This window comes from Halobellus salinus, from assembly GCF_014646875.1.
GTDB lineage: Archaea > Halobacteriota > Halobacteria > Halobacteriales > Haloferacaceae > Haloquadratum > Haloquadratum salinum.
The window spans coordinates 77,377-101,929 of the sequence record NZ_BMOC01000008.1 but is presented as its reverse complement, the minus strand read 5'-3'; the positions used below and the strand labels follow the sequence as shown (position 1 = coordinate 101,929).

Genomic DNA, 24,553 nt, shown 5'->3' with positions numbered 1-24,553 from the left:
CTGATCGGTGTCGGCGACTGATCGGCGTCGGCGACTGATCGGCGTCGGCGACTGATCGGCGTCGGCGACTCCGCCGGCGTACCGGTTGCGTCCGCGTTCGACGGGCCCGCCGATTCTTCGGTTGTGCTTGTTCGCACCGTCGTGGTGTCACGGGGTCCCCGTCGGTGCGGGCGGCTGTTCTTCGCTCGGTTCACCTCGTCGGCCGCAGGTGTTCGCAGTCGCCGGCGTGGACCACGCGCTCGCCGTTATCGGTTTCGACGATCAGACTCCCCGGGAACTGAACGTCGACCGCCCGGCCTTCGACCACCCTGCGGGGGGTCTCTACCCTGACGCGGCGGCCGAGCGTACTCGCGTACTCGCGCCAAGCGTCGAGTACGGCCCGGAGGTCGGCGCCCTCGCCGGTCAGGTCGTGGACCCCTCCGAGTACGCGTTGGAGAAACCGCCGGCGGTCGACATCACCCACCTCCGCCCGGAGGCTGGTTGCTCCTGCCGGGAGGGTCTTGCGGTCGATGTTCGCGTTTACCCCCACTCCGATCACCAGCCACGAGACGCGGTCGGCTTCGCCCTCCATCTCGGTCAGGATCCCGCAGAGCTTCGCTTCTTCGCTGTCGGGGCCAGCCACCAACACGTCGTTCGGCCACTTGATGCTCGCGTTGACGCCCGCCCCACGCGCGGCACGGGCCACCGCGACGGCGGCCGCGAGGGTGTACATCGGGACCGCTGCGGGCGGTCGCTCCGGCCGGAGCACCAGACTCGCCCACACTCCACCAGAGGGCGCGGTCCATTCGCGGTCCAGTCGGCCGCGCCCGCCGGTCTGCTCGTCGGCAACGACAACCACGTCCGCCGCCCCTTCTTCTGCGTGTTCGCGGGCACGATCGTTCGTGCTCGCCACCTGAGCCTCGTACTCGATGTTATACGGCGCTTCGAGTCCGAACGCGAGCGCCGCGGGCCCGTAGTCGGGCACGCCGACCACCCGGTACCCCTCGTCGCCGCTCTCGATCACGAACCCCTCGTCGCGGAGGGCCTCGACCTGTTTCCAGACCGCCGCCCGGGAGACCCCCAGCCGGTCGGCGAGTGTCGGGCCGCCGACCGCGCCGTCTTCCAGGGCCGCAAGCAGGGCGCGGCGCGTTGCGTTCATCGGGTCACTCCAGAACGGCCAGGACGTCGTCCATGTCGACGCTGTCGCCCGCGGCGACGAGGACTTCGGACACGGTCCCACCGCGCTCGGCGACGATGTCGTTCTCCATTTTCATGGCCTCCAGAACACAGACCACGTCGCCAGCGGCGACCGCCTCACCCGCCGCGACGTCGACCGACAGGATCGTGCCCTGCATCTCCGCGGTGATCCGCTCGCCGTCGCCCTCGACCGCCCCGTCGCCACCGTCGTCGCCCTCGGTGGCTTCGTCGGGTCGAGGACGGGTCGCACCTCCGCCGGAGCGACCGCTCTCGATGTCGGCCGCTGGGACCGGAGGCGCGCCGCGTTCCTCGAGTTCGACCTCGAACCGTTTGCCGTTGACTTCCACAGTGAACTCACGCTCGGTGGTTTCGGCAGCGGCACCCTCCTCGTCGTGCTCTGCCCCTTCGGCTGCCCAACCCCACTTCTCGACCGCGCGGTCGATCCGGCCGCGGTCGAACTGTTCGTCGAGGTAGTTCGTGGTGTGTTCGCCCGCGCGGAACGTTTCGTCGGTCACCATCAGCCGGTGAAACGGGACGATGGTTCTCAATCCCTGGATCTCGAACTCCGCGAGCGCCCGCTCCGACCGGGCGAGACACTCCCCACGGTCGCCGGCGTTAACGATCAGTTTCGCGATCATGGAGTCGTAGTCGCCGCCGATGTCGTCGGCCTGCCGGACGGCGTCGTCGACGCGAACGCCCACCCCGCCCGGCGGGTCGTAGGTCTCCAGTGTCCCGGTCGCGGGCGCGAACTCGTCGGCGGCGTTCTCCGCGTTGATCCGGAACTCGATGGCGTGGCCGTTGATCGACACCGACTCCTGGGTGAAGTCCAACGCTTCGCCGGCTGCGACCCGGAGCTGCCATTTCACGATGTCGATGCCGGTGACCTCCTCGGTCACCGTGTGTTCCACCTGGATGCGGGTGTTGACCTCCATGAAGTAGAACTCGGTTTCGTCGCCCGAGTCTTCGAGCAGGAACTCCACGGTGCCGGCGTTGGTGTACCCCGCCTCCCGGATGCCCCGGCGAGCGGCGTCGCCGATCCGTTCACGGAGGTCGGCGTCGAGCGCGGGTGAGGGCGCCTCCTCGATTACCTTCTGGTGGCGGCGCTGGAGCGAACAGTCCCGTTCCCCCAGATGGCGGACGTTACCGTGCTCGTCCGCGAGGATCTGGACTTCGACGTGGCGGGGGGCCTCGAGATACTTCTCGACGTACACGGAGGCGTTGTCGAAGTACGCCTCGCCCTCCCGTTTCGCGGTCTCGAACCGCGTTTCGACCTCGTCGGCGGATCTGACCACCTGCAGCCCGCGTCCGCCGCCGCCGCCCTCGGCCTTGATTGCGACGGGGTAGCCGTACTCCGCGGCGACGTGCTTTACCTCCTCGGCGGAGTCGACCGGGTCGGTCGTCCCCGGAACCACGGGCACGTCCGCCGTCTGCATCAACGACCGGGCCTTGGTCTTTTCGCCGAGTTGCTCCATGGCGTCGGCCGGCGGGCCGATCCAGACCAGTTCGCTCTGCTGGACGCTGCGGGCGAACTCCGCGTTCTCAGCGAGGAAGCCGTACCCCGGGTGGACCGCGTCGGCGTCGGCCGTCCGCGCGGCCTCGATCACGGCGTCGTGATCCAGATACGAGTCCGCCGCGCGGGCGGGGCCGACGTTGTACGCCTCGTCGGCCATCCGGACGTGCCCGGCGTGTTTGTCGGCGTCGCTGTAGACCGCGACGGTGCGGACGCCGAGGTCGCGACACGCCCGGATAACCCGCACCGCGATCTCCCCGCGGTTGGCCACGAGCACCTTGTTGAACATTTACCGACCCGTTCCTCGACACGCTACCTCTATCTGTCGGTTCCGTACGAACCCCCGTTCGACGATCGTCGATTCTTCTCCCACGCTCACGGATCCGACCGTTTGTTGGGTCTCTGTTCTCAGTACCGGTTTCGGCCGAACGTTCGTGAGAGTACAGCCGAACCCAAACCGCCTTATGCGTGTGTCTCCCACGCCCACGGTAATGCCAGTACGCGTCGGTATCCTCGGTGCAACGGGCGCTGTCGGACAGCGGTTCATCCAACTCCTCGACGACCACCCCACCTTCGAGCTCGCGACGGTCACGGCCTCCGAAGCCAGCGCGGGCAAGACCTACCGCGAGGCCGCCAAGTGGCGGGTGAACACGCAGATCCCCGACGACGTCGCGGAGATGACTGTCGGCGAAACGGCCCCCTCGGCGGTCCCCGACGACGTCGACTTGCTCTTTTCATCGCTGCCGTCGGGAGTCGCCAGAGAGGTCGAACCCGCGTTCCTGGAAGCGGGGTACGTGGTCTCCTCGAACTCCTCGAACGACCGGATGGCCGAGGACGTGCCGCTCACGATCCCGGAGATCAACCCCGGCCACCTGGATCTCATCGAAATCCAACGCGACGAGCGCGGGTGGGACGGCGCCCTGGTGAAAAACCCCAACTGTTCCACCATCACGATGGTCCCGACGCTCGCGGCGCTCGACGAGTTCGGGCTGGAGTCGGTCCAGGTCTCGACGCTGCAGGCGGTGTCGGGCGCGGGCTACTCCGGCGTCACCTCGATGGAGATCATCGACAACGCCATTCCCCACATCGGTGGCGAGGAGGAGAAAATGGAGACCGAATCCCGGAAGCTCCTCGGCGAGTTCGACGGCACCGGGATCGATCTTCACGGGATGGACGTCGCCGCGTCGTGCAACCGGGTCCCGACGCTCGACGGCCACCTGGAGAACGTCTTCGCTGAGACAGCGGAGGACGCCTCGCCCGCCGAGGCCGCCGAGGCGATGCGGGCGTCATCCGGCGTCGACCTCCCGTCCTCGCCGGAGCAGCTCATCCACGTCTTCGAGGACTTCGAGCGCCCGCAGCCCCGGATGGACCGGGGGCGTGGCGACGGAATGCAGATCTCCGCGGGCGGTCTCCAGGAGACCACCGACGGCCTGAAATACAACTGCCTCGCGCACAACACCATCCGCGGCGCCGCCGGGGCGTCGCTGCTCAACGGTGAACTGTTGGTCGCGGACGGCTGGGTGTAGCGCCGGTCCGGCGGAAAAGCGGTGAGTGCAGCTTCAGCCGGACGACACGGTACCGAGCCGCCGCCGGCGTTCGCTTCCCCGGCGTCACCGAGCCTCGGGCCCGACGAACTCGACCCCGGTGATCTCGAACCGCGCGCCGCCGTCGGCCCCATCGGTCACGCGGATGCCCCACCCGTGTGCCTCAACAATCTCCGCGACGATGCTCAGTCCGAACCCGGTTCCCCCTTCCGACCCGGAGTAGCCGGTCTCGAACACCGCCTCCCGCTCGTCGACCGGGATCCCCGAACCGTTGTCCGCAACGTATATGCCGTCGTTGAATTCGCCGACGGTGATCGTCACGGCGTCGCCCCCGCGGCCGATGGCGTCGTCAGGTTGCGCGTGACTACCCGTCGAGCCATGCTCGACGCTGTCACCGGGCTTCGCCCGGTTGCTCGTGGAACCGTGTTCCACGCTGTTCCCGTGGGGGTCCGAACGGGAGCCCGTCGGGCCGTGCTCGACAGCGTCGTCGGACTCCGTCCGACTGCCCGTGGAACTGTGTTCCACGCTGTTCCGAAACAGGTTCTCGAACACCTGCTGCAGACGGTCCGCATCGCCCTCGATCCACCGGGACGCCTCGTTCCGGAGGTCCGCGTCGCCCGTCTCGACGCCCGCCCAACAGGCGTCGACCAGCCCGCACAGGCCGACCGGCTCCGGTTCGGCGACGGGCGTGCCCTCCCGAGCCAGTTGCAGGAGGTTCCGGATCAGTGTGTACATCCGGGCGTGTGCCGCCTCTGCGGTCACCAGGTGGTCGCTGTCGCATTCCCGGCGGGCCAACTCGACTCGACCCATCGCGACGTTCAGTGGGTTCCGCAGGTCGTGTGACACCACGGACGTGAACCGGTCGAGCCGCTCGTTCTGACGTTCGAGCTGCCGTTCGCGGGCTTTCACCCGGGTGATGTCTTCGGAGACGACCAACACGCCCTCGATCTCGCCGTCATCGCCGCGGTACGGGATGGCGTCGGTTTTCATCCACCGCTCGCGACCCGACGGCGTCGAGAGCCGGCATACATCCCCCCGAACGGCCGCACCCGACTCGATCACCCGACGGTCCACCTCGTAGAACTCCTCGCCGTGGTCCGGAAACAGCTCCCAGGCGGTCGCTCCTTCGATCTCCTCGCGCGGACGATCGAGGTACTCTGTGACCGCGTTGTTGACTCTGAGGAGTCGGTTTTGCGTATCTTTCCGGGTGATCATGGTCGGAACCGTGTCGTAGATCTGCTGGAGGTCGTCAGTGGTGCGTTCGAGCCGCGCCCGTGTCCATCGGTTCTCGACGGTGGAAACGACCGCGTTGGCCAGCGTCCGGTACCACGCGGGGGAGTAGCCGCGGAGGAGACACCGGTCGGCGCCCCGATCGATCGCGTCGTCGATCGCGTCTGTAGCCGTCGACCCCGACACGAACACGAACGGGATCGAACCGTTGCGTCCCCCCCGGACCCGACACACCAGCTCTGCGGCGTCCAGATCGCCGACGAGCCCGTCTGTGGCAACGACCGCGTCGTACATCCCGTCTTCGACCGCCGAGAGCGCGCCGCGTCCCGACCTGATTCGGGTGACGACCGGGTGAGACGCGGTCACGGCTAGCGCCGCCTCCAGGCGTTCTTTGGTCACCGCGCCCCCGCCGACCAGGAGCACTCGCACGGATTCCACCTCCCTCGCGTCGACTTCACGTGTCCGCATAGGGGGGTGACTACGACGGCAACTGATATATACTCGCCCGTCCGCCTCGCCAGCGGATGCCCGGCCGAAGACGGGCCGAGCTACCCTTCTGACACGTCGACCGACCACCGATCGCGGGGGATCGACGCCCCGCCGTCGTCGTCGGCGACCCCAACGCTGAGGTCGACGTCAGCCGGCGCGACGGCGCCGCCGAACGTCACGGTGAACACGACCTGCGGCTCCTCGGCCGCTCCGACCGACCCCGAGAGGTCCGCCGCCCGGACGACAACCGACGCGCTGTCAACGCCGCCGTTGACGACTTGAAACTCGTTGCCGTCGACCAACACCGGGTCGACCGCGGTGATGGGCTCTTCACCGTCCTGTGAGAGAGTACACCGATAGCGTTGGAGCCCGTTCGGGATCCCCGAAAGCTCCACGGTGGCGGTGGTCTCGGCGTCGTCAAGTGCGGCCCCGCACCCCGCGACCCCGACTGACACCCCCGCTGCGGCGGCGCCGAGGAGTCGTCGTCGCGTCAGTTCCGAACGTGTTGGTGTGTGGTTCCGGGACATTACTCGAATGCGAGTGCGACCGCGTCGTCGATGTCCAGGTCGCCGTCGCTGTCGAAGTCGACGGCTGCGACCTGTTCGTTGTTCAGTTCGCTGGCGTCGGCGAACGACAGCACAACCGCGTCGTTGAACGTGACGTTCCCGTCGCCGTCGACGTCCTCGTACCGCCCGTCACGGTCCGGATCCCCCGGGGCAGCGTCGGTGCTGGCGCCGGGAAGCGGCTCGTCGAACAGGGAACCGGACCGCACTTCGACCGAAATGCGATCCCCTGGCACGGATGTTCGGTTATCGTCCCGGAGGTTCCCGACCTCGATCTCGACGTCGTCCGGGCTCAGCTGTTGGTCGTAGGTGAGGCGTGCGATGGTCCGCTCCTCGTCGAACGCACCCACGTTCCCGGCGAGGTCGACCGCCTGGACCGTCGTCGTTCGCGGGTCGTCGGAGACAACGCGGAGTTGACTGTCCGAGACCAGTTCGGCTCGGGTCTCGGTCACCGACGCGTCGGTGACGGTTCGGACCGTCACGCTCGCCCGCTCGAAGCCCGTCGGCATCTCGGACACCGAGAGGACGACATCCGAGCTTCCAGCCTCCGACTCGCCGTCGTCTTCGCTTCCGGTGTCGCCGACCGAGACCGTCACCGCCGTGGTCCCGCCGACCGCGTAGGACGTGCCCGACTCGTCGCCGAGAGAGTCGACCTCGACGCGCATCGACGTGGTGCCCTGTTCGGCACCCTCGACGGTCACTGTCGCGATGTGTGCGGCCCCGGCGTCGTTCGTGTCCATCAGCGCTCCGCGGACGACCCCGGTGGTTGCGTCGGTGCCGATGTCGGTCTGTTCGACCCCGGCGCCGCCGGCGACTTCGAGGTCGGTGATGGTCGCGGCCGCGGAATCGACCGATATCTCCGCTTCGACCGCACCCACACCGCCGTCGACGCCGGTCGCGACCAGCCGGAGTTCGGTCTGCTCGCCAACGCCGACCGAGGTAGACGCGGGCTCGAATGTCACCCGCGGGCCGTCACCGGGAGCGGGCGTCGCGGTGGCGGTGTCGGCCGGCGTCGCCGACTCTTCGCCGTCCAGATCCAGTGTGACCGAATCGTTCCGGAACGTCTCGTCGTCGGTGGACTCCTTCGACGCGACCGCGGTCACCGTCCCGGCGTCGCTCGCCATCGACTCGTCGATTTCGACGGTCGCCTCGCCGTCGATCCCGGTGTCGTACGAGTTGTCGCCGAGCGCGACCGTCGCCGACACGAGCGCGTCGCTGTCGGCCCGCCGGACGGTGAAGGTCACGTCGTCGCCGGGGTCGACGCTCGACGCGTCCGCCGAGATGTCGAGATCGACGCTCTCGGCGGTGTCCTCGACGGTGAGCGAACTCCCGGGCGTCGTGCCCACATCGTACGGATCTCCGTCCTCGTCACCGAGGGAGTCGACCGTGGGGTCGATGTCGGTCGTCCCCGGACCGGCCCCCTCGACGGTGAGTGTCCCGACCGTCACCGACCCGGAGTCGTCGGTGTCCATCAGCGCGGCGCGGACGAACACCTCGGAGCCGTCGTCGGCGATGTCGATCGTCTCGGCGCCGGGGTCGCCGTTCAGACTCACGTCGGTGATGGTCCCGACCTCTGTGTCGTCGACCGTGACCGTGGTGGTTATCGCGCCCACCCCGCCGTCGGCGTCCGAGACGACGATGTCGAACGTCTGCGTGCGGCTCTCGTTGATCGTCGCCGTGGTCGGCGACAGCCGCACGGATGTCGACCCGGCCGCGGCTCGAACGTGACTGCCGGCCGACATTGCCGCGGCACTCTCCGTGGATGTACGTTGTGTGTCCGCGATCGTACTCTCCGCGGTTGCGACACCCGTGAGCCCGCCGACGACGACGACTACGACGACCGCGATCACGAGACTCCCACGTCGGGTGTCAGGGCTCATTGTCCTCCGTCGAGCATCGCAAAGAGCGCTTGGACGTCTGTGATGTCAACCTGGCCGTCGCCGTTGAAGTCGAACAGCTCCTGGTTCCGCTGTACCGCGTCGCTGTCGAGGTTCGCAAAGAGCGCTTGGACGTCGACAGCGGTGAACGATCCGTCGCCGTTGATGTCCTCGTACAACCCGTCGCCGTCGGGGTCGCCCGCAGGACTGCCGTCGCCCGTGATGTCGGGCGCGTCGACCCCTGACCCCTCTTCGAGGGCGTAGAGGATCCCGTCCGTGCTCGCGGCGTACACGCGGTCCTCAACGACGACCGGGGGCGCGACCACCGAATCACCGGTTTGAAAACTCCACAACTCCTCGCCGCCGTCGGCGCCGTGGGCGTACACGTAGTTGTCGTCCGCGCCAAAGTAGAGCGCGCCGTCGGCGTACACCGGCGAGGTGGGCGTCCCGTTGAGCGACTGCTTCCACTGCTCGGTTCCGATAGACGCGTCGAGCGCGTGGAGTGCCGGCTCCTCCGTTGCTACGTATACTGTACCATCGGCGAAGGTCGGGACTGTATTGATAGAACCGAGATTAGTGAATTGCCAGTTTCGATCACCACTGGCTGCGTCTCGTGCTTCGACGACTCCAGGCCCATCCCCGACAAAGATTGTCCCGTCGTCGTAGCTGGCGTACGCCACCGCGCTCGAACTATTTAAATCGTCATATCTGTTCCCCGGGAGGTCGGCTCGCCACACTTCGTCCCCATCACCGAGTGAATGCGCAGCGAGAACGTGGCCGCCGGACTCGGCCCGACAGTAGACGTAGGCCCGTTCCTCCGCGAGCACCGGCAGTTTAAAACTGAGTGCGTACGGAACCTCAAACCGTTGCTGTTGCTCTCCCGTCGCGGAGTCGAGATCGTAGATGTAATCCGCGGAGTTGTCGGTTTCGCCGAACACGATCCCATCGCTCGTTAACGTCACCGCGCTCGGCGCGTCAACGCCAGTCGAATTGGACCACTCGCCGGATCCGTTTGCCGCCGACAGCGCGATAATACGGCCGGTTTGTGTAGAGAGATACACGATACTACTTCCGACTGCGGGCGTTCGCACTAGTGACTGGTTCGTCCCGGCTGACCACTTCTCGGAACCGTTGTCGCCGGAGATAGCGTACATCCGCGAGTCCTCGCTCGCCTGGAAGACGGTGCCGTTGCTAACGACCGGCTGTGCAGTCAGCCGCCCGTCCGTCTCGAACGTCCACACGTCCTCGACCTCCTCTGTCGGCCCGCTCGCCGGCGCGACACCGCTGTTGTGGGCGTCGTACCTGCACATCGGTACCGTCTCCGAGTCGGCGGTCTGCGCGCTGCCGCCGCCGCTCGCGCCGGCGAGCGCGAACGCCCCTCCAGCGGCCGCGGCGAGTCGGATGGCGTCCCGTCGTGAGAGTGTCTGGTCCATTGCCCCGGTAACAGTACCACGTGATATGTCTCGGTACAAGTACTTTTCCTCGCGTAATCAGCCGTGAAAACGCATCACAGCCCCGGGGCCGCGGCCCGAACACACGGGAGCCCCCGGGAGAACGATGGCCCCAATGCGTCCGTTCGCGGTCGGGTCACGGGACCCCCCTCGCTCGAAACGCTGGACCGAAACCCGACGCTCCGTCTACCGCTTCGCGCCGGGGTTCGTCACCGCGCCGTTCGCGGCCGACCCGAAGTCGTTGCCGTACTTCGCGAGCACGCCCGAGGTGTACGCGGGTTCGCCGGGGTCCCACTCCTCCCGGCGCGCTTCGAGCCCCGACGCCGACACGTCGACCGAGAGTTCGCGTTCGGGGATGTCGACGGTGACCTCGTCGCCGTCCTCGAGCAGTGCGATCGGCCCACCAACCGCGGCCTCGGGCGCGACGTGACCCACCATCGGGCCGCGGGTCGCCCCGGAGAACCGCCCGTCGGTCAGGAGCGCAACGTCGTCCTCGTGGCCCTGGCCGACGACCGCGGCGGTGACGCCCAGCATCTCGCGCATGCCGGGGCCGCCCTGGGGGCCCTCGTTGCGGATCACGAGCACGTCCCCCGATTCGATGCGGCCCTCCTGGACGTACCGCATCGCTTCCTCCTCGCCCTCGAAGACCCGCGCGGGCCCGGAGTGGTGGAACGCGTCGTCGCCGGTGACTTTCAACACGGCCCCGTCGGGCGCGAGGTTGCCGGTGAGGATCTTGATCGCGCCCTCCTCCTGATACGGATCGTCGACGGTGTAGATGAACTCACCCTCGATCTCGCTGTCGTCCGGGATGTCGAGTTCGGCGAGTTCCTCCGCGATCGTCCGCCCGGTGACCGTCATCGCGTCGCCGTGGACGAGTCCTGCCTCGAGGAGCCGGCGAATCACGACCGGCACCCCGCCCTCCTCGTGGAGGTCGTTCATAGTCTTCGTGCCGCCGGGCTGGAGGGTCGCGATCTTCGGCGTCTTTCGGGAAATTTCGTCGAACTCCTCGATCGAGAGATCGATCCCGGCCTCGGCGGCGAGCGCGAGCAGGTGGAGCACCGCGTTGGTGGAGCCGCCGATCGCGACCTGCAGCGCGATGGCGTTCTCGAAGGACTTCTTCGAGAGGATGTCGGAGGGGCGGCGGCCGTCCTCGACGGCTTGGAGCACGGCCTCGCCGGAGCGGCGCGCGACATCGTACCGAGCCTCCGACTCCGCGGGCGCGTCGGCGGTACCGAGCGGCGCAAGCCCCAGCGCTTCCGAGATCGACGCCATGGTGTTCGCGGTGAACATGCCGCCGCAGGAGCCCGCACCCGGGCACGCGTTGCGCTCTAAGTCGTCGAGCTCGTCGGCGTCCATCTCGCCTTGGGCGTAGGTGCCGACGCCCTCGAAGACGTTCTGGATGGTGACATCCCGGCCCTGGTGCTCGCCGGGCATAATCGACCCGCCGTAGAGGAACACCGAGGGGAGATCCGTCCGGATCGACGCCATCATCATGCCGGGCAGGTTCTTGTCACACCCCGCGACAGTTACCAGGGCGTCCAGCCGCTCGCCGAACGCGACGAGTTCGACGGAGTCGGCGATGAGTTCCCGGGAGATCAAGGAGGCCTTCATGCCCTCGGTCCCCATCGAGATGGCGTCGGAGATGGTGATGGTCCCGAACTCGATCGGCATCCCGCCGGCGTCGTCGATCCCCTCGACCGCGGCGTCGGCGACGTCGTCGAGGTGGACGTTACACGGCGTGATGTCCGCTGCGGGGTTGGCGACGCCGACCATGGGCGACCCCAGGTCGTCGTCGTCGAACCCCATCGCACGGAACATCGCCCGGTGGGGCGCCTTGTCTGGGCCCTCGGTCACGTCGGTGCTCGGAAGGTCGGGATCCTTCCCGCTCGTGAACGGCTCCTCGTCATCGTCGCCCACTCCGGGTGACCTCTGTCTGCTCATACACGGATGTGGGTCACAGGCGCATTAAAAGGATACGCTCGATCGCACACCCCCGCGGCCGACCCTCACTCCTCGTGGTCGGGCCGCGTCGCCAACCCCGTGAGGTGGGGCGCTTCCGGCACGATCAACTCCTCGCTCCCGAGTCGCGCGGCGTTCTCGCTGCCGGGGAGACAGAAGGTGGGCACGCCTTGCACGATCCCGGCGGTCGCCCGCGTGCCGACGACGCGGGTGCCGATCTCGTCCTCGGAGCGCCGCCGGAACAGCTCGCCGAACCCCGGAAGCTCCTTCCCGAAGAGGCCGCTCACCGCCTCGATCGTCACGTCGTCGGGGGTGACGCCGGTCCCGCCGGTGGTGACCACCACGTCGACGTCGCCGCGGCCGGCGAGGCGGTCGACGACCGACTGCAGCGAGTCGAAGTCGTCGCCGACGACTTCCCTGACTGCGACCTCGTGGCCCGCCGAGTCGAACGCCGCGGAGATGGCGTCGCCAGCGGGGTCGTCGTCGAGCGTCCGGGAAGTCGAGACCGTGACGACCGCGGCCGCGAGCGACTTGACGTCGTGCGCGTGGTGGTCGTGTGCGTGGCCGTGACCGCCGTGATCGTGGTCCCCGTCAGAACTGTGACTGTGGTTCTCGTCAGAACTGTGACTGTGGTTCTCGTCAGAACTGTGACCGTGGTTCTCGTCGCCGTCACCCTCGCCAGAACCGTGGTTGTGGCTCCCGCTGTCGGAACTGTGGCTCCCGCTGTCGGAACTGTGACCGTGGTCAGCCATACAGACGGGTTCTTGGCCGGCGGATAAAGCTTCCACGACGAAGAACGGACCGCGTGCCGCGACCGCGGTCTAGTTGTCGCCGGTTTTCGACTGCCACGCGTAGTCGCGTCGCTTCGCGGATTTCCCGAAGCCACACGAGGAGCAGACCTTCTTCGTGACGTGGTAGGACTTCTCGCCGCACCGGCGACATTTGACGTGCGTCGTCTTGTTCTTCTTGCCTTGACTCGGAGTTCCAGCGCCCGTCATACTTGTATCGTCACCACGTTATCGCCGCGTATAATCGTTGTGTCTTCGACCGGTGTGACGTCCAGCCCACCGCCGAGTTCGTCGTCGACATCCGCCGCCGGCTCCAGCACGGCGTTCATATGCTGGTCGTAGCCCGCGAGCGCGCCGTAGTACGCGGTGCCGTCTTTCAGTGTCACAGTGACGACGTCTTCGAGTGCGGCTTCGAGCACGTCGAGTGGGCGTCCGCTCATACCCCCAACGCCTCCCGTTTCGGTCTTAAACCTGCCGGACCGGGCCAGATCGGTGGGCTCACAGGTGGCGGTCGAGCACCCCCGTGTTCGATCGGACCGGGACGTTCCGCCGCGCTCCCGCGGGGCCGTGGTCGCGACTGAGACGAACCCGGATAGTTTTTAATACCTGGCCGTGAACGTACAGTACCAACCTCCCGCGGGCAAGTGTCCCGACGCTCGGGACACGCGGGGCCGACGACCGACGCGCTGTAAGACGCCGGGGCCGATCGGTCCCGAACACGCCACATCCGGTGGCTGCCGACAGACGGGACGTTTCAGTGAGCACCCCTCGCCACACCGGACGGGCCATTGTGCTCGGGTTCCGGGGATCGCGACCCTCACGGGCCGCGATCCCACCCCGGGTTCACACCCCTGTCCGTGGCTTTCGATGCTCGGACACGACTATGGAAATCGAAATTGCGACAATCGGCGGTTACGAAGAGGTCGGTCGACAGATGACGGCAGTTCGCGCGGGCGACGACGTCGTCATCTTCGACATGGGCCTGAACCTCAGTCAGGTCCTGATCCACGACAACGTGGAGACCGAGAAGATGCACAGTCTCGATCTGATCGATATGGGCGCCATCCCGGACGACCGGGTGATGTCCGACCTCGAGGGTGACGTGCAGGCCATCGTTCCCACGCACGGACACCTCGACCACATCGGCGCGATCTCGAAGCTCGCCCACCGCTACGACGCGCCGGTCGTTGCGGCGCCGTTCACCATCGAACTGGTGAAACAGCAGGTCGAAAGCGAGAGCAAGTTCAGCGGGAGCTTCGACAACGATCTCGTGAAGATGGAGTCGGGTGAGACGATGTCGATCGGCGACACCGGCAACGTGGAACTCGAGTTCGTCCACGTCACCCACTCGATCATCGACGCGATCAACCCCGTTCTCCACACCCCCGAGGGCGCGGTCGTCTACGGCCTCGACAAGCGTATGGACCACAATCCCGTCCTCGAGGATCCGATCGACATGGACCGGTTTCGCGAGATCGGCCGCGAGGGCAACGGCGTCCTGTGTTACATCGAGGACTGCACCAACGCGGGCCGGAAGGGCCGGACGCCCTCCGAGTCCCACGCGCGCAACCATCTCAAGGACACCATCCACTCGATGGAGGACTACGACGGCGGGATCGTCGCCACGACGTTCTCCTCCCACGTCTCCCGGGTCTCCTCGCTCGTGGAGTTCGCAAAGGAAATCGGGCGCCAGCCCGTCCTGCTCGGGCGGTCGATGGAGAAGTACTCCGGGACCGCCGAACGCCTCGGGTTCGTCGACTTCCCCGACGACGTTGGGATGTACGGCCACCGGAAGTCGGTCGACCGGACCTTCAAGCGGATCATGAAGGAGGGCAAGGAGAACTACCTCCCGATCGTCACCGGCCACCAGGGTGAACCCCGCGCGATGCTCACGCGGATGGGCCGCGGTGAGACACCGTACGAACTGGAGAACGGCGACAAGGTCATTTTCTCGGCGCGGGTCATCCCCGAGCCGACGAACGAGGGCCAGCGCTACCAGTCCGAGCGCCTCCTGCGGATGCAGGGCGCGCGGATCTACGACGAGATCCACGTCTCCGGCCACCTCCGCGAGGAGGGCCACTTCGAGATGATCGACGCGCTCCAGCCTCAGCACATCATCCCGGCCCACCAGGATCTGAAAGGCTTCGCGCCGTATGTCGACCTCGCCGAATCGCAGGGGTACGCCCTGGGACGGGACCTCCACGTCACGCGGAACGGGAACATCATCCAGCTGGTGGAGTGAGATGAGCTCGGACGCGGCGGAACAGCGGGTGCTCGAGGCGGTCGAGGAGCGTCGCGAACTCGTCAACGACGCGCTCGACGACGACGTTCCCATGAAGTCGCCCGACCGGCTCTACGAGGCCACCCGCTACCTGCTGGAGGCCGGCGGCAAGCGACTCCGACCCACGGTGTCGCTTCTGACCGCGGAGGCGCTCGCCGACGTCGAGCCGCTCTCTGTCGACTACCACGCCTTCCCCGCGCTCGACGGCGCGGAGATCGACGTGATGTCGGCCGCCACCAGCATCGAGGTCATCCAGTCGTTCACGCTGATCCACGACGACATCATGGACGACGACGACCTCCGCCGCGGCGTCCCCGCAGTGCACAAGGAGTACGACACCGAAACCGCGATCCTCGCGGGCGACACCCTCTACGCGAAGGCGTTCGAGCTGCTGTCGGAGACGGGCGCGGATCCGGCGAACGGGATCGAAGCCGTCCGCCGGCTCGCCACCACCTGCATCCAGATCTGTGAGGGCCAGGCGCTCGACATCGAGTTCGAGCGCCGCACTCAGGTCGTCCCCGAGGAGTACCTGGACATGGTGGAGCTGAAAACCGCGGTGCTCTACGGCGCGGCGGCGGCGACCGCGGCGACCCTGATGGACGCCGCCGACGAGACCGTTGAGGCGGTCTACCGCTACGGCATCGACTCCGGGCGGGCGTTCCAGATCCAAGACGACGTGCTCGACCTCACGGTCCCCTCCGAAACGCTCGGGAAACAGCGCGGATCGGACCTCGTGGAGAGCAAAGAGACGCTGATCACGCTCCACGCCCGCCAGCAGGGCGTCGACGTCGACGACCTCGTGGCGGCGACCGATGTCGACTCGGTCACGGAAGCCGAGATCGACGACGCCGTCGCCACGCTCGAGTCTGTAGGGTCGATCGACTACGCGGAGTCGAAAGCCCGCGAGCTCACCGCGAACGCGAAAGACCACCTCGGGGTCCTCCCCGACAACGAGGCGCGGTCGCTCCTGCGGGACATCTCGGATTACCTGATCACTCGTAGGTACTGATCCCGTCGGCGCCCGGGACCCCCCTACGATGGGCTACGTCGCCGAGGACACCGACCGAGCAGCCAGCGTGCGTGTTACCGATGCTGACGGCTTCGTCGCGTCGCTCGGTCCGGTGGCCGAGTTCTCATCCGTTCTCGATCCAGCCAGTCCTGTTCTGTGACACTGCCATCGTGTGGGTGATCTCCCCGTCACCCGCTCGCACAGGCACCGTTTGGATCCGATAGTGCCTCCCCTGGTACTCCTGTTCGAACGTGCGACTCCTTCCGGCAAACGCATCTTGGAGACTCCGAGTCAGTCCCTCGGAAATGTCGGGTGGATACCGGTCCTGTGGTGTGGTTCCCTCGATCTCCTCCGGAGACAGACCAACTTCGGACAGCTCGGTTCCACCAGCACGGACGACCTGCAGATCACGGTCGTACAGGAAGATGGCACCGTCAGGGAAGTTCTCGACCAGTGTCTGGTACTGACTCTTGATCTCACGCAACTGTCTTTCACGCTCTTTCCGGTCCGTGATATCCCGTAGTGTCCCGACCGACCCGTCGAACTCGTCGCCTTCGTACGGCAGGACGCCCATATGGTCGTCACAGACAACCGGGTCGCCGTCGCGGGGCCGCACCACCACCTCGAACGTGACCGCTTCCGGCCCGCCGCCCGACAGCAACCGACCCAACTCCCGCTCGGCCCGTTCGACGGCCGCGTCGTCTTTGATCAGCGATGGTGTGTTCCCGAGGATCGTGCTCCGGTCGTAGCCGACCAACTCGACGAACTCGTCGTTGACATATTTGAACTGCCCCTCCCCGTCGAGCACGTACACCGCGTCGCTGAGTGCCTCGATGATCGTCTCGTACTCCTGTAACTCGGTCTTGCGCCGCTTGCGGTCGGTTATGTTCCGTGTCGAACCGGCGATGTACTCGACACTGTCTTCGACCACGACCGGTGCGACCCTGGTCTCCCAGTAAGTCGGGTCCGACCCGAACTGCAACTGTTCGGTGTACTGGAGCGGTTCCCGGCGCTGGACGCACTCACGATAGCTGGCTTCGATCGCTGCGCCTTGCTCCTCGCCGAGTAGCTGTGTGGGTGTCCGATCCCGGATTTCAGACGCCGACACCCCTGTCGCGTCCTCGTACGCCGGGTTCACCCGCTCGATACTGAACTCCTCGTCGACACCGATCAGGAACAGCGAGTCCTGTGCGTGTCGGAACAGAGTTTCGACCGTCTCAAGATCACGCTGGCGCTCGCGCTGTTCGGTGATGTCCTGGAACACGACGACCAGTTGCGTGATCTCACCGCTCGACTCCACGGGGCTGACCTGACACTCCCGGATCACCCGGCCGACGGGCAGGTCGAGCGTGAGGGTATAGTTGACGGGCTCGCGCTGCTGGGTACACGCGCGGTAGGCGCCGACGACTTTCTGTCCGTTCTCCGGACCGAGCGCGTCACGCGGCGTCCGACCCACGATGTCGGCCTCGTCCCGCCCGATGAGCTCGGCCGCCCGCGGGTTGCACTGTTCGTAGCGAAACCGACCGTCCTCGATACCGATGAGCAGGAGGCCGTTCTTCGCGTTCTCGAAGACAGCGCCGTACTCCTCCCGGGTTTCCCGGAGCCGCTTCTCCGACCGGTGTTGCGTGACAGCGTTCCGTATCCGATTGGCCAACAGGCTGTACTGTCCGGTTCCGGACTCCTTTCGAAGGTAGTCGGTTGCGCCCGCCGACACGGCGTCGCTCGCCACCTCCTCGGTACCCTTTCCGGTGAACAGGATAAACGGGAGGTTGGGATGTTCGTCCCGGACAGCCTGGAGGAACTCAAGCCCATCTCTGCCGGGCATGTTGTAGTCCGAGACGATACAGTCGGGCGGACGGTCACCGAGTGCCTCCAGGCCACCGTCGGCGCTCGCCGCCGTTTCGACAGTGAACCGGTCGTCCTCCTGTTCCAGAAACGCGCGGGTCAGGTCGGCAAAATCCGGTTCGTCGTCGACGTGAAGAATCCGGATCTGCTGTCGAGACGTATCGGACATCAATTAAACCGTTGTGACTTCCATTAGAAACACGTTGTGGACGAGTCACACTATTTGATTCAGCGGCAGGGCTGTGGTGGTGTCGCTCGTCTACACCGCCAGGGCGTCGCCGGCAGGGAATGCGTCGACACCTCGCGCCTCCGCCGTGCGGTCCGTTCAGCGTGGCGTGGAAGCATTGACATCCTCCTCCGCGTGAACGCGGAGGAATCCCGAGCGGTGGGAGTTTCAGGTTCGCAACTACGGACGCCGCCACTTTACGGGAACTTATTTAATTCAGTCGTCGTGGTCGGTGGCTGTCTGGCGGTGCCAAACCGCCGTTACTCCTATCCTCGGTGCCGTTGGCTCCCATCTGTTGTTTTTGCCAGCAGGGAGTCGCTGACACGTCAGGGGATTCGGAGATATCTTCGGGCTTGCTCAACCGACGGGCACGAGACGAACCCTTCGAGGATTCGCGTTCACCGCGTTGGCGTTTCGGATACTGTCTCATCGCATTGGATTAGCGGCAAGGCCGCCTCCAAAGGTCGTTCGGAATCCGGTCCGTTCCGACCTGACCATACCGTTGTGTAGTGGGTTTCCTCATTTGAACGTATGGATTGGAAACCCAAAACGTGCTACCGAACCGCTGTTTGATCGCCAGTTGTCGGATTCATCCTGCGGCTGAAGCCGCACGTATTCTCCTCGATTCTGTATAATTATGATGCCGGGGATCGTTACCTCTCGGTATGTCAGACGAGCCGGAGGAACCGGACACCGCCGGACAACTCGAAGTGTGGTGTGCCGGCGAGGACTGGTGCCCGGTTACGTCGACGTCGTCGCTAATCTGTAAGAAGTGGCACCCCGTCATCGTCCACCGGCTGCTCGAACATGGTCCCAGCGGGTTCAACGAGCTCGAACGACACGTCGACGGCATCTCGAGCAAGGTGCTCTCGGAGAGCCTCGACGACCTGGAAAAAAAGGGGTTGATCGCTCGGGAACAGATCAGTGAGACCCCGATTCGAGTCCAGTACTCGCTCACTTCCCGGGGTGCGTCATTGCGGCCGGTGATCGAGGCGATGCGTGACTGGGGCCGCGAGCACCTCACCGACCCCACCGGGGGCGACGCGTAACACCCTGCCCGTTGCGACCGTTGCGGCACTCCCCATCGGGGCCGCCTCAGCGCGCCCCGTCACGGAGTACCGGCCGACCCGTTGTATCGATCGAAGCACCGAGTTACCTCGTGGTTAGCGCGGGCTTTTCACCGTGGCCGGTATATGGTGTGATATGACACAGCACACGTCGCGCCGAGCGTTCCTGGCCGCGGTCGGTGTGACCTCCGTCGCCGGTTGCGCCGGCGGGCGGCAGGCCGGCGGTTCGGGTGGGGGAGCCACCGACACCCCGAGAAGCACCGCGGAGCCGACCGGGAGGCCACAGGCCACCTCAACCGAAGAGCCGGGAACCGGCACCCCGCCGCCGCGCGTCACCCCGTCGCTTCCGCTCCCGATGGCGCCGGCCGAAATCGAAGGGGAGGCGGTCTCGGGGGGGCCGCCGAAGGACGGGATCCCGTCGATCGACGACCCCTCGTTCGTGTCGGCCGACTCGGTAGCCGACCGGTTCGAGCCGGGCGACCCGGTGTTCGGACTCGAACGCGGTGGCGAGGTGAAGGCGTATCCGCAGAAGATCCTGGTCCTCCACGAGATCTGCAACGACGTGGTCGACGGGACGCCGGTGAGCGTGACCTACTGTCCGCTGACCGGGACCGCGATGGGGTTCGAGCGCGGCGACACCACCTTCGGGGTCTCCGGTCGGCTGGTCAACAACAACCTGATCATGTACGACCGCGGAACCGAGACGTGGTGGCCCCAGGTGCTCGCCACCTCCATCCCGGGGCCGTGGAACGGGGCTCCGGAAACCACCTCGCTGTCGGAGTTTCGGGTAATCTGGACCACGTGGGACAGGTGGACCGCCACACACCCCGACACCCAGATCCTGTCGTTCGACACCGGGTTCGCGAAGAACTACGCCCAGGACCCCTACGGTGCGTACAACCCGCGGGAGGGCTACTACGCCGATGACGCGTCGCCGATGTTTCCCGCGCTCAACGAGGACGACCGACTCGCGCCGAAGCGCGCCGTGATCGGTACTCGGACGGCCGAGGGCGCGGCCGCGTTCGACAAGCAGGCGTTACGGTCGGAGAGGCTCCTCGAGGGCGACCTGGCGGGGTCGCCGGTCGTGGCGGCGTACGACCCCGAACTCGACACCGGGTACGTCTTCCGGAGCCCCGACAATCGGCGCTTCGAGTACCGCGACGGACGGGTCGCCGACGGCAGCGGCGAGACGTACGCCCCCTCTGCGCTCCCCACCGAACGGCTCTACGCGTTCGACGCGATGTGGTTCGCCTGGAGCGGGTTCTACCCGGAGACGCCCCTCTATGACTGACCCCGGTCATTCAGCGTCGACTCCGACCCCTGCAGGACGCGGCCTGTTCGACCGGACGGGTGCGACGCTCGGGGTTGCAGTCCGCCGGCGGGACTCCCTGTCGGTCGTCATCGTCGCGACGCTGTCGTATCTGCTCGTCTACCTCGCGACCGTGGGTGACCTGGCGTTCGGCGGCGCCGGCGGCGTGTCGGTCCGAGTCGTCGACGACCTCTCGCGGGCGTTCGCCAGCCAGGGATTCTTTCGCTTCGGCGCGGTCGCGGTGGTGGGTGCCGGCCCCGTGACCTACCTGTTCTCGCCGTTGAACGCGGCGCTGGCGGTGGTGCTTTCGACCCTGGTGGGCGCGAACCTCGGGCTCACATACTTGGGCCTCATCCAACCCCGCGCCTGCGGGCTGGAGAGTTCGACGGGCGTTCTCGCGGGCGTTCCGGCGCTCCTGTCGGGGGCGGCGTGCTGCGGCCCGACCATCCTGCTCGTGGTCGGCGTCCAGGCCAGCGCGACCATCATCACCGGGTTCCAGTTTCTGGTACCGTTGGCGCTGGTGCTTTTAGTCGGCAGCCTGCTCGCCGTCGGCCGGCGGGTCGACCCCGAACTCCTCTGACCCGGGGCAGTGCCCGCACGCGACGGTCTGCGTGCGACTCTCACTCACTCCCGCGGCCCCTCCGTGCCTTTCTTCACCGGTGAGCGCCACCGTAACCTATGGGATTTGGTAGCTACGACGAGTCCGAACAGCAGGAACAGTCCACCGGGAGCAACGATGATTCCGAAGCCGTCAACGTCCACGAGCACGACCACGACGGCGACGTCAACGTCGAGTCCGACGTCGACACCGACGACCTGGTCGACCGCCTCGGCGAGATGCGCGAGGAGTAGTCCCACCGAGCTTTTGTTGCGCTCGCTTCGCTCGCTTGCAAAAGCTCGGTCAAAAGCACGGCGTCATCACCCGCTCAGTCGTGGCTTCGCCGCTCCGTTGCGGGTTCCTTGGCCCGCTCGCGGTGAGTATGTGGCCTCTACTGACCGATTCCTGGTTGATACGGGACGCCCTCACAACGGGTTGATTTGGGACGCCCTCACAACGGGTTGATTTGGGACGCCCTCACAACGGGTTGATTTGGGACGCCCTCACAACGGGTTGATATGGGACGCCCTCACAACGATCCGTCTCGCTCGTCCGCCGGGAATCCCTCGACGATCTCGACCCCGGCGGACGCCCCGATCCGCTCGGCGCCCGCATCCAGCATCGCCGCCGCGTCCTCGTAGGATCCGATGCCGCCGCTGGCTTTCACGGGCAGGTACTCCGTCATCAACTCCACGTCGTCGACGACGGCGCCGCCGTCGGCAAAGCCGGTTGACGTCTTCACGAAGTCGGCGCCCGCCGCCGCGGCCGCCTCGCAGGCCCGCCGCTTCTCGGCGTCGGTCAGGAGCGCGGTCTCGATGATGACCTTCACCGGAATCGGGACCGCGGCGACCACCTCCGCGATGTCCTCGCGGACGCCCTCGTCGTCGCCGGCTTTCAGCCGCCCGATGTTCGCGACCATGTCCACCTCGTCGGCGCCGGACTGCCAGGCGTCGACCGCCTCGCCGTACTTTGCGGCCGTGGCGTGTGCCCCGTGCGGGAACCCAATCACGGTCGCGAGGGTCACCCCCGGCGCAACCGCTACGGCCTCGGGGACGTAACACGGCGGGACGCACGCGTTCGTGCCGTGGCTCGCCGCCTCCTCGAGAACGCGTTCGACGTCCGCGGGGGTCGTGGTCGGCCCCAGGACTGTGTGATCGATGCGCGAGGCGAATTCGGCTCTGTCCATACCGTGGCCACGAGAGCGAGTGAAAAACGGTTGGCGGTTGGCCGGGGCAGGTGCGAACGGCCCCACCGGGCCGAGACGACCCGGCTTCGGTACCGTTTTGCCCGCGGGTTCGCTCCTCACAGTATGGCGATCCTCCCCGAAGGGTTCGCGTTGCCGCCGCTGCCGTACCTCGTCGGCTTGGGTGCCGCCGTCGGGGCTGTGGCGTGGGCCGCCGAGCGGCGTCAACCCGCCGTGACCACGGGTCGAGTGCTCTCGTTCGCGCCGTGGATGGTGCTCGGATCGGCGGTTCACGTGCTCTACACCGCCGGCGCGCTCCCGGACGCGGTCCACCCCCTCGGCGGGACCCCGGCGGTCTACGTCACGGTCGGCACCGTCGGCGTGGGGGCGTGGGTGCTGGCGGACGCGGCCTTCGAGGAGTCAACCGTTGCGCCCGCGCTCGCGACCTCCGGCGGGGTGCCCGCGCTCGGGGCCGTCGTCGCGGTCGGTGTCGCCGGCGGGTCGCTGTCGCCCGCCGCCCCGGCTGTCGCGCTCGTCGCGGCGTCGGCGCTCGCGGCCGCGGCGTGGGCCGGACTCACGCGCGCCGTGCCGGAGGTCCGGGAGACCGGTTCGCTCGGGGCGTTCGTGGTCTTCGCACACCTCCTCGATGGGGTTTCGACCGCGGTCGGCGTTGACGTACTGGGGTTCGGTGAGCGCACGCCGCTGTCACGACTCATTATCGAGTTCGCCGGGGGGCTCCCCACGGAGCCGATCCTGGGAACCGCGTGGCTGTTCGTGCTCGTCAAACTCGGGGTCGCGTCGGTCGTGGTGTGGCTGTTCGCCGACCTGATGCGGGCGGAACCGGCCCGGTCGCGGCTGCTCTTGGGGTTCGTCGCGGCTGTGGGGCTCGGGCCGGCGGTTCACAACCTGCTGTTGTTCACGATTGCGACCCCCGGGTGACGCCGCGCGAGGGCCGACCACATACCGAACCGATGGTGTTTTGCGGGTTCGCACCGGCCTACAAAATCGTGTTACTCACGCCCCCGTCCACGCCGCTCGCCGCGACGGCCGGCGACCTCCCGACCGGCGAGGCCGCGCCGTTCGTGGTCGTGTGTGTGGCTTGCGGCGTGCTCGCGGCGGTCGTCATGGATTTCCCGATGGCGCGGCAGGCCGAAGGGTTCACGCCGGCGTACACCGCCGCGTCGGTGCTAACCCGCTCGCCGCCGTCGTCGGTCGCGTTCCGGAGCGCGTTCGTCGTCCACCACATCGCCGGCGGCGCCGCGGGCGTACTCTACGCGCTGGTGTATCTGCTCGGCGTCGGCACGCTGCCTGCTGTCGCGGCTGTCGGCGGGGTGGGCGCGGTTCCACACCTCCTCGCGACGCTCGTCGTCTCCGGATTCATCTACGCGTTCTTCGCCCACCTGGTGCTCCCGCGCCGGGGCCGAGAGATCTACGAGGACCGCGCGACCGCGGTCCGCGGACAGTGGCTCCGGGCGGTCGTCGTCTTTGGCGTCACCGTAGCGGCGGTGGTTCCGGCCGTGACAAGCGTGTTTTGAGAGATCGGCGCCGTGGCGGGTCGTACGTACTCAAGCGACAGCCCGCCGGGAACGCGCTCTCGGACGGGAGTTGACGGGGCTTCCAAGCCCGTGTCCCCGCTACCTCCACCACCTCAGTCCTCCCCGACCAGTACCCCACACCGACCGCGCGGTTTTTCACTGCCTCTCCCGACGCACCAGGTATGGCGAAACAGCCGCATCTGCTGATCGAGTCCGGTGATGTCGAACGTACCGCGCTCATCCCCGGCGACCCCGACCGCGTTGATCGGATCGCCGCACAGTGCGATGACGTGGAGAGGGTCGCTGCGAACCGCGAGTACAAGGTTGTGAACGCGACCCACAACGGTGTCCCGCTCACGATCTGTTCGACCGGGATCGGGTGTCCGTCCGCGGCCATCGCAGTGGAGGAACTCGCCGCGGTGGGCGTCGACACACTGATTCGGGTCGGAACCATCGGGGCGCTCCAGTCCGGGATTGAGATCGGCGACATGGTCGTCGCCACCGGCGCGGCGAAGGAGGAAGGCACCTCGAAACGCTACGAGTCGGAGGTGCTCCCCGCGGTTCCCGACTACGGCGTGCTCTCCTCGCTTGTCGACGCCGCCGAGGAGAACGACGAGGCCGTCCACGTCGGGCCGATCGTCTCCGACGACGCGTTCTACGCCGAGACCGACGCCTACGTCGACGAGTGGTCGGCTGCGGGGCTGCTCGCCGTGGAGATGGAGGCGGCGGCGGTGTTCTCGCTCGCCCGCCGGAAGGGTCTCGCTGCGGGCGCGATCTGTACGGTCGACGGCAACCTGGTTGCGGGTACCCAGAAGGGTGCCGACTCCGAGTCGGAACTCCCCGAGAAGGCGAAAGACAACGTCGAACGCGCCATCTCGATCACGCTAGATGCGGTCGCGGCTCTCGCGTAACC

General features: G+C 67.0%; 22 protein-coding genes. 10 read left to right on the top strand and 12 right to left on the bottom strand.

From position 1 onward, the window contains the following. Positions 1 to 190: 190 nt before the first annotated feature. Together IEX72_RS08085 and IEX72_RS08080 are read right to left on the bottom strand one after the other, a co-directional pair. The gene (locus tag IEX72_RS08085; RefSeq protein ID WP_188786872.1) at positions 191 to 1,138 is read right to left on the bottom strand and encodes a biotin--[acetyl-CoA-carboxylase] ligase; all 948 of its coding nucleotides are present in this window, start codon (positions 1,136 to 1,138) and stop codon (positions 191 to 193) included. A 4-nt stretch (positions 1,139 to 1,142) separates the two neighbouring features. After that, entirely contained in the window at positions 1,143 to 2,975 is a 1,833-nt protein-coding gene (locus tag IEX72_RS08080) for an acetyl-CoA carboxylase biotin carboxylase subunit (protein WP_188786871.1), read from the bottom strand. 202 nt (positions 2,976 to 3,177) lie between these two features. On the opposite strand from IEX72_RS08080, the gene asd reads away from it, so the two are divergent. After that, on the top strand, positions 3,178 to 4,212 hold the full coding sequence (gene asd / locus IEX72_RS08075; protein ID WP_188786870.1) for an aspartate-semialdehyde dehydrogenase: 1,035 nt from the start codon (positions 3,178 to 3,180) through the stop codon (positions 4,210 to 4,212). An 84-nt stretch (positions 4,213 to 4,296) separates the two neighbouring features. Here the strand turns inward: asd and IEX72_RS08070 are convergent, their stop codons facing one another. The 8 genes from IEX72_RS08070 to IEX72_RS08035 all read right to left on the bottom strand — a co-directional run bounded on the left by IEX72_RS08070 (position 4,297) and on the right by IEX72_RS08035 (position 13,027). After that, positions 4,297 to 5,928, bottom strand: coding sequence for a PAS domain-containing protein (locus IEX72_RS08070; RefSeq protein ID WP_188786869.1), 1,632 nt, complete (start codon positions 5,926 to 5,928; stop codon positions 4,297 to 4,299). An 80-nt stretch (positions 5,929 to 6,008) separates the two neighbouring features. Continuing rightward, the gene (locus IEX72_RS08065) at positions 6,009 to 6,476 is read right to left on the bottom strand and encodes a hypothetical protein (protein WP_188786868.1); all 468 of its coding nucleotides are present in this window, start codon (positions 6,474 to 6,476) and stop codon (positions 6,009 to 6,011) included. Beyond that, the gene (locus IEX72_RS08060; RefSeq protein ID WP_188786867.1) at positions 6,476 to 8,392 is read right to left on the bottom strand and encodes an autotransporter outer membrane beta-barrel domain-containing protein; all 1,917 of its coding nucleotides are present in this window, start codon (positions 8,390 to 8,392) and stop codon (positions 6,476 to 6,478) included. The genes IEX72_RS08065 and IEX72_RS08060 overlap by 1 nt, the downstream gene beginning before the upstream one ends. Then, entirely contained in the window at positions 8,389 to 9,822 is a 1,434-nt protein-coding gene (locus IEX72_RS08055; protein ID WP_188786866.1) for an outer membrane protein assembly factor BamB family protein, read from the bottom strand. Before IEX72_RS08055 ends, IEX72_RS08060 begins: the two co-directional genes overlap by 4 nt. Positions 9,823 to 10,026: 204 nt before the next feature. After that, positions 10,027 to 11,781 (bottom strand): dihydroxy-acid dehydratase, encoded by a 1,755-nt coding sequence (ilvD, locus tag IEX72_RS08050; RefSeq protein ID WP_188786865.1) that lies wholly within the window; start codon positions 11,779 to 11,781, stop codon positions 10,027 to 10,029. Between the two features lie 65 nt (positions 11,782 to 11,846). Continuing rightward, positions 11,847 to 12,551: a MogA/MoaB family molybdenum cofactor biosynthesis protein gene (locus IEX72_RS08045; protein ID WP_188786864.1), complete on the bottom strand. Its 705-nt coding sequence runs from the start codon at positions 12,549 to 12,551 to the stop codon at positions 11,847 to 11,849. Between the two features lie 69 nt (positions 12,552 to 12,620). Next, on the bottom strand, positions 12,621 to 12,797 hold the full coding sequence (locus IEX72_RS08040; protein WP_188786863.1) for a 50S ribosomal protein L37e: 177 nt from the start codon (positions 12,795 to 12,797) through the stop codon (positions 12,621 to 12,623). Beyond that, positions 12,794 to 13,027, bottom strand: a complete 234-nt coding sequence (locus tag IEX72_RS08035; protein ID WP_188786862.1) for an LSM domain-containing protein — start codon at positions 13,025 to 13,027, stop codon at positions 12,794 to 12,796. Before IEX72_RS08035 ends, IEX72_RS08040 begins: the two co-directional genes overlap by 4 nt. Before the next feature lie 443 nt (positions 13,028 to 13,470). On the opposite strand from IEX72_RS08035, the gene IEX72_RS08030 reads away from it, so the two are divergent. Then, on the top strand, positions 13,471 to 14,829 hold the full coding sequence (locus IEX72_RS08030) for a ribonuclease J (protein WP_188786861.1): 1,359 nt from the start codon (positions 13,471 to 13,473) through the stop codon (positions 14,827 to 14,829). Between the two features lies 1 nt (position 14,830). Further along, complete coding sequence (idsA3, locus tag IEX72_RS08025; protein ID WP_188786860.1) at positions 14,831 to 15,877, top strand: geranylfarnesyl diphosphate synthase; 1,047 nt, start codon at positions 14,831 to 14,833, stop codon at positions 15,875 to 15,877. A gap of 124 nt (positions 15,878 to 16,001) precedes the next feature. Here idsA3 and IEX72_RS08020 read toward each other — a convergent pair whose 3' ends face one another. Further along, positions 16,002 to 17,891, bottom strand: a complete 1,890-nt coding sequence (locus IEX72_RS08020) for a PAS domain-containing response regulator (protein ID WP_188786859.1) — start codon at positions 17,889 to 17,891, stop codon at positions 16,002 to 16,004. Positions 17,892 to 18,613: 722 nt separating this feature from the next. Here IEX72_RS08020 and IEX72_RS08015 point away from each other — a divergent pair. The 4 genes from IEX72_RS08015 to IEX72_RS08000 all read left to right on the top strand — a co-directional run bounded on the left by IEX72_RS08015 (position 18,614) and on the right by IEX72_RS08000 (position 21,176). Continuing rightward, complete coding sequence (locus tag IEX72_RS08015) at positions 18,614 to 18,997, top strand: winged helix-turn-helix transcriptional regulator (protein WP_188786858.1); 384 nt, start codon at positions 18,614 to 18,616, stop codon at positions 18,995 to 18,997. Positions 18,998 to 19,151: 154 nt separating this feature from the next. Beyond that, positions 19,152 to 20,306 (top strand): DUF3179 domain-containing protein, encoded by a 1,155-nt coding sequence (locus IEX72_RS08010; protein ID WP_188786857.1) that lies wholly within the window; start codon positions 19,152 to 19,154, stop codon positions 20,304 to 20,306. After that, positions 20,299 to 20,904, top strand: a complete 606-nt coding sequence (locus IEX72_RS08005; protein WP_188786856.1) for a hypothetical protein — start codon at positions 20,299 to 20,301, stop codon at positions 20,902 to 20,904. Before IEX72_RS08010 ends, IEX72_RS08005 begins: the two co-directional genes overlap by 8 nt. A 98-nt stretch (positions 20,905 to 21,002) precedes the next feature. Beyond that, positions 21,003 to 21,176, top strand: coding sequence for a DUF5786 family protein (locus IEX72_RS08000; RefSeq protein ID WP_188786855.1), 174 nt, complete (start codon positions 21,003 to 21,005; stop codon positions 21,174 to 21,176). Positions 21,177 to 21,451: 275 nt separating this feature from the next. Here IEX72_RS08000 and deoC read toward each other — a convergent pair whose 3' ends face one another. Continuing rightward, entirely contained in the window at positions 21,452 to 22,108 is a 657-nt protein-coding gene (gene deoC / locus IEX72_RS07995; protein WP_188786854.1) for a deoxyribose-phosphate aldolase, read from the bottom strand. A 123-nt stretch (positions 22,109 to 22,231) separates the two neighbouring features. On the opposite strand from deoC, the gene IEX72_RS07990 reads away from it, so the two are divergent. From IEX72_RS07990 to IEX72_RS07980, 3 genes are all read left to right on the top strand, one after another. After that, entirely contained in the window at positions 22,232 to 23,044 is an 813-nt protein-coding gene (locus IEX72_RS07990) for a DUF63 family protein (RefSeq protein WP_188786853.1), read from the top strand. 68 nt (positions 23,045 to 23,112) lie between these two features. Beyond that, entirely contained in the window at positions 23,113 to 23,640 is a 528-nt protein-coding gene (locus IEX72_RS07985) for a hypothetical protein (protein ID WP_229663787.1), read from the top strand. A gap of 182 nt (positions 23,641 to 23,822) precedes the next feature. Continuing rightward, positions 23,823 to 24,551 carry a nucleoside phosphorylase gene (locus IEX72_RS07980; protein WP_188786852.1) on the top strand — a complete coding sequence of 243 codons (729 nt, stop codon included), beginning with the start codon at positions 23,823 to 23,825 and terminating at the stop codon, positions 24,549 to 24,551. Positions 24,552 to 24,553: the final 2 nt, after the last annotated feature.

Excerpts from the sequence above, each read along its gene's own strand:
- IEX72_RS08085 (WP_188786872.1), bottom strand. The coding sequence starts at position 1,138 with ATGAACGCAACGCGCCGCGCCCTGCTTGCGGCCCTGGAAGACGGCGCG.
- IEX72_RS08080 (WP_188786871.1), bottom strand. The coding sequence starts at position 2,975 with ATGTTCAACAAGGTGCTCGTGGCCAACCGCGGGGAGATCGCGGTGCGG.
- asd (WP_188786870.1), top strand. The coding sequence starts at position 3,178 with ATGCCAGTACGCGTCGGTATCCTCGGTGCAACGGGCGCTGTCGGACAG.
- IEX72_RS08070 (WP_188786869.1), bottom strand. The coding sequence starts at position 5,928 with ATGCGGACACGTGAAGTCGACGCGAGGGAGGTGGAATCCGTGCGAGTG.
- IEX72_RS08065 (WP_188786868.1), bottom strand. The coding sequence starts at position 6,476 with ATGTCCCGGAACCACACACCAACACGTTCGGAACTGACGCGACGACGA.
- IEX72_RS08060 (WP_188786867.1), bottom strand. The coding sequence starts at position 8,392 with ATGAGCCCTGACACCCGACGTGGGAGTCTCGTGATCGCGGTCGTCGTA.
- IEX72_RS08055 (WP_188786866.1), bottom strand. The coding sequence starts at position 9,822 with ATGGACCAGACACTCTCACGACGGGACGCCATCCGACTCGCCGCGGCC.
- ilvD (WP_188786865.1), bottom strand. The coding sequence starts at position 11,781 with ATGAGCAGACAGAGGTCACCCGGAGTGGGCGACGATGACGAGGAGCCG.
- IEX72_RS08045 (WP_188786864.1), bottom strand. The coding sequence starts at position 12,551 with ATGGCTGACCACGGTCACAGTTCCGACAGCGGGAGCCACAGTTCCGAC.
- IEX72_RS08040 (WP_188786863.1), bottom strand. The coding sequence starts at position 12,797 with ATGACGGGCGCTGGAACTCCGAGTCAAGGCAAGAAGAACAAGACGACG.
- IEX72_RS08035 (WP_188786862.1), bottom strand. The coding sequence starts at position 13,027 with ATGAGCGGACGCCCACTCGACGTGCTCGAAGCCGCACTCGAAGACGTC.
- IEX72_RS08030 (WP_188786861.1), top strand. The coding sequence starts at position 13,471 with ATGGAAATCGAAATTGCGACAATCGGCGGTTACGAAGAGGTCGGTCGA.
- idsA3 (WP_188786860.1), top strand. The coding sequence starts at position 14,831 with ATGAGCTCGGACGCGGCGGAACAGCGGGTGCTCGAGGCGGTCGAGGAG.
- IEX72_RS08020 (WP_188786859.1), bottom strand. The coding sequence starts at position 17,891 with ATGTCCGATACGTCTCGACAGCAGATCCGGATTCTTCACGTCGACGAC.
- IEX72_RS08015 (WP_188786858.1), top strand. The coding sequence starts at position 18,614 with ATGTCAGACGAGCCGGAGGAACCGGACACCGCCGGACAACTCGAAGTG.
- IEX72_RS08010 (WP_188786857.1), top strand. The coding sequence starts at position 19,152 with ATGACACAGCACACGTCGCGCCGAGCGTTCCTGGCCGCGGTCGGTGTG.
- IEX72_RS08005 (WP_188786856.1), top strand. The coding sequence starts at position 20,299 with ATGACTGACCCCGGTCATTCAGCGTCGACTCCGACCCCTGCAGGACGC.
- IEX72_RS08000 (WP_188786855.1), top strand. The coding sequence starts at position 21,003 with ATGGGATTTGGTAGCTACGACGAGTCCGAACAGCAGGAACAGTCCACC.
- deoC (WP_188786854.1), bottom strand. The coding sequence starts at position 22,108 with ATGGACAGAGCCGAATTCGCCTCGCGCATCGATCACACAGTCCTGGGG.
- IEX72_RS07990 (WP_188786853.1), top strand. The coding sequence starts at position 22,232 with ATGGCGATCCTCCCCGAAGGGTTCGCGTTGCCGCCGCTGCCGTACCTC.
- IEX72_RS07980 (WP_188786852.1), top strand. The coding sequence starts at position 23,823 with ATGGCGAAACAGCCGCATCTGCTGATCGAGTCCGGTGATGTCGAACGT.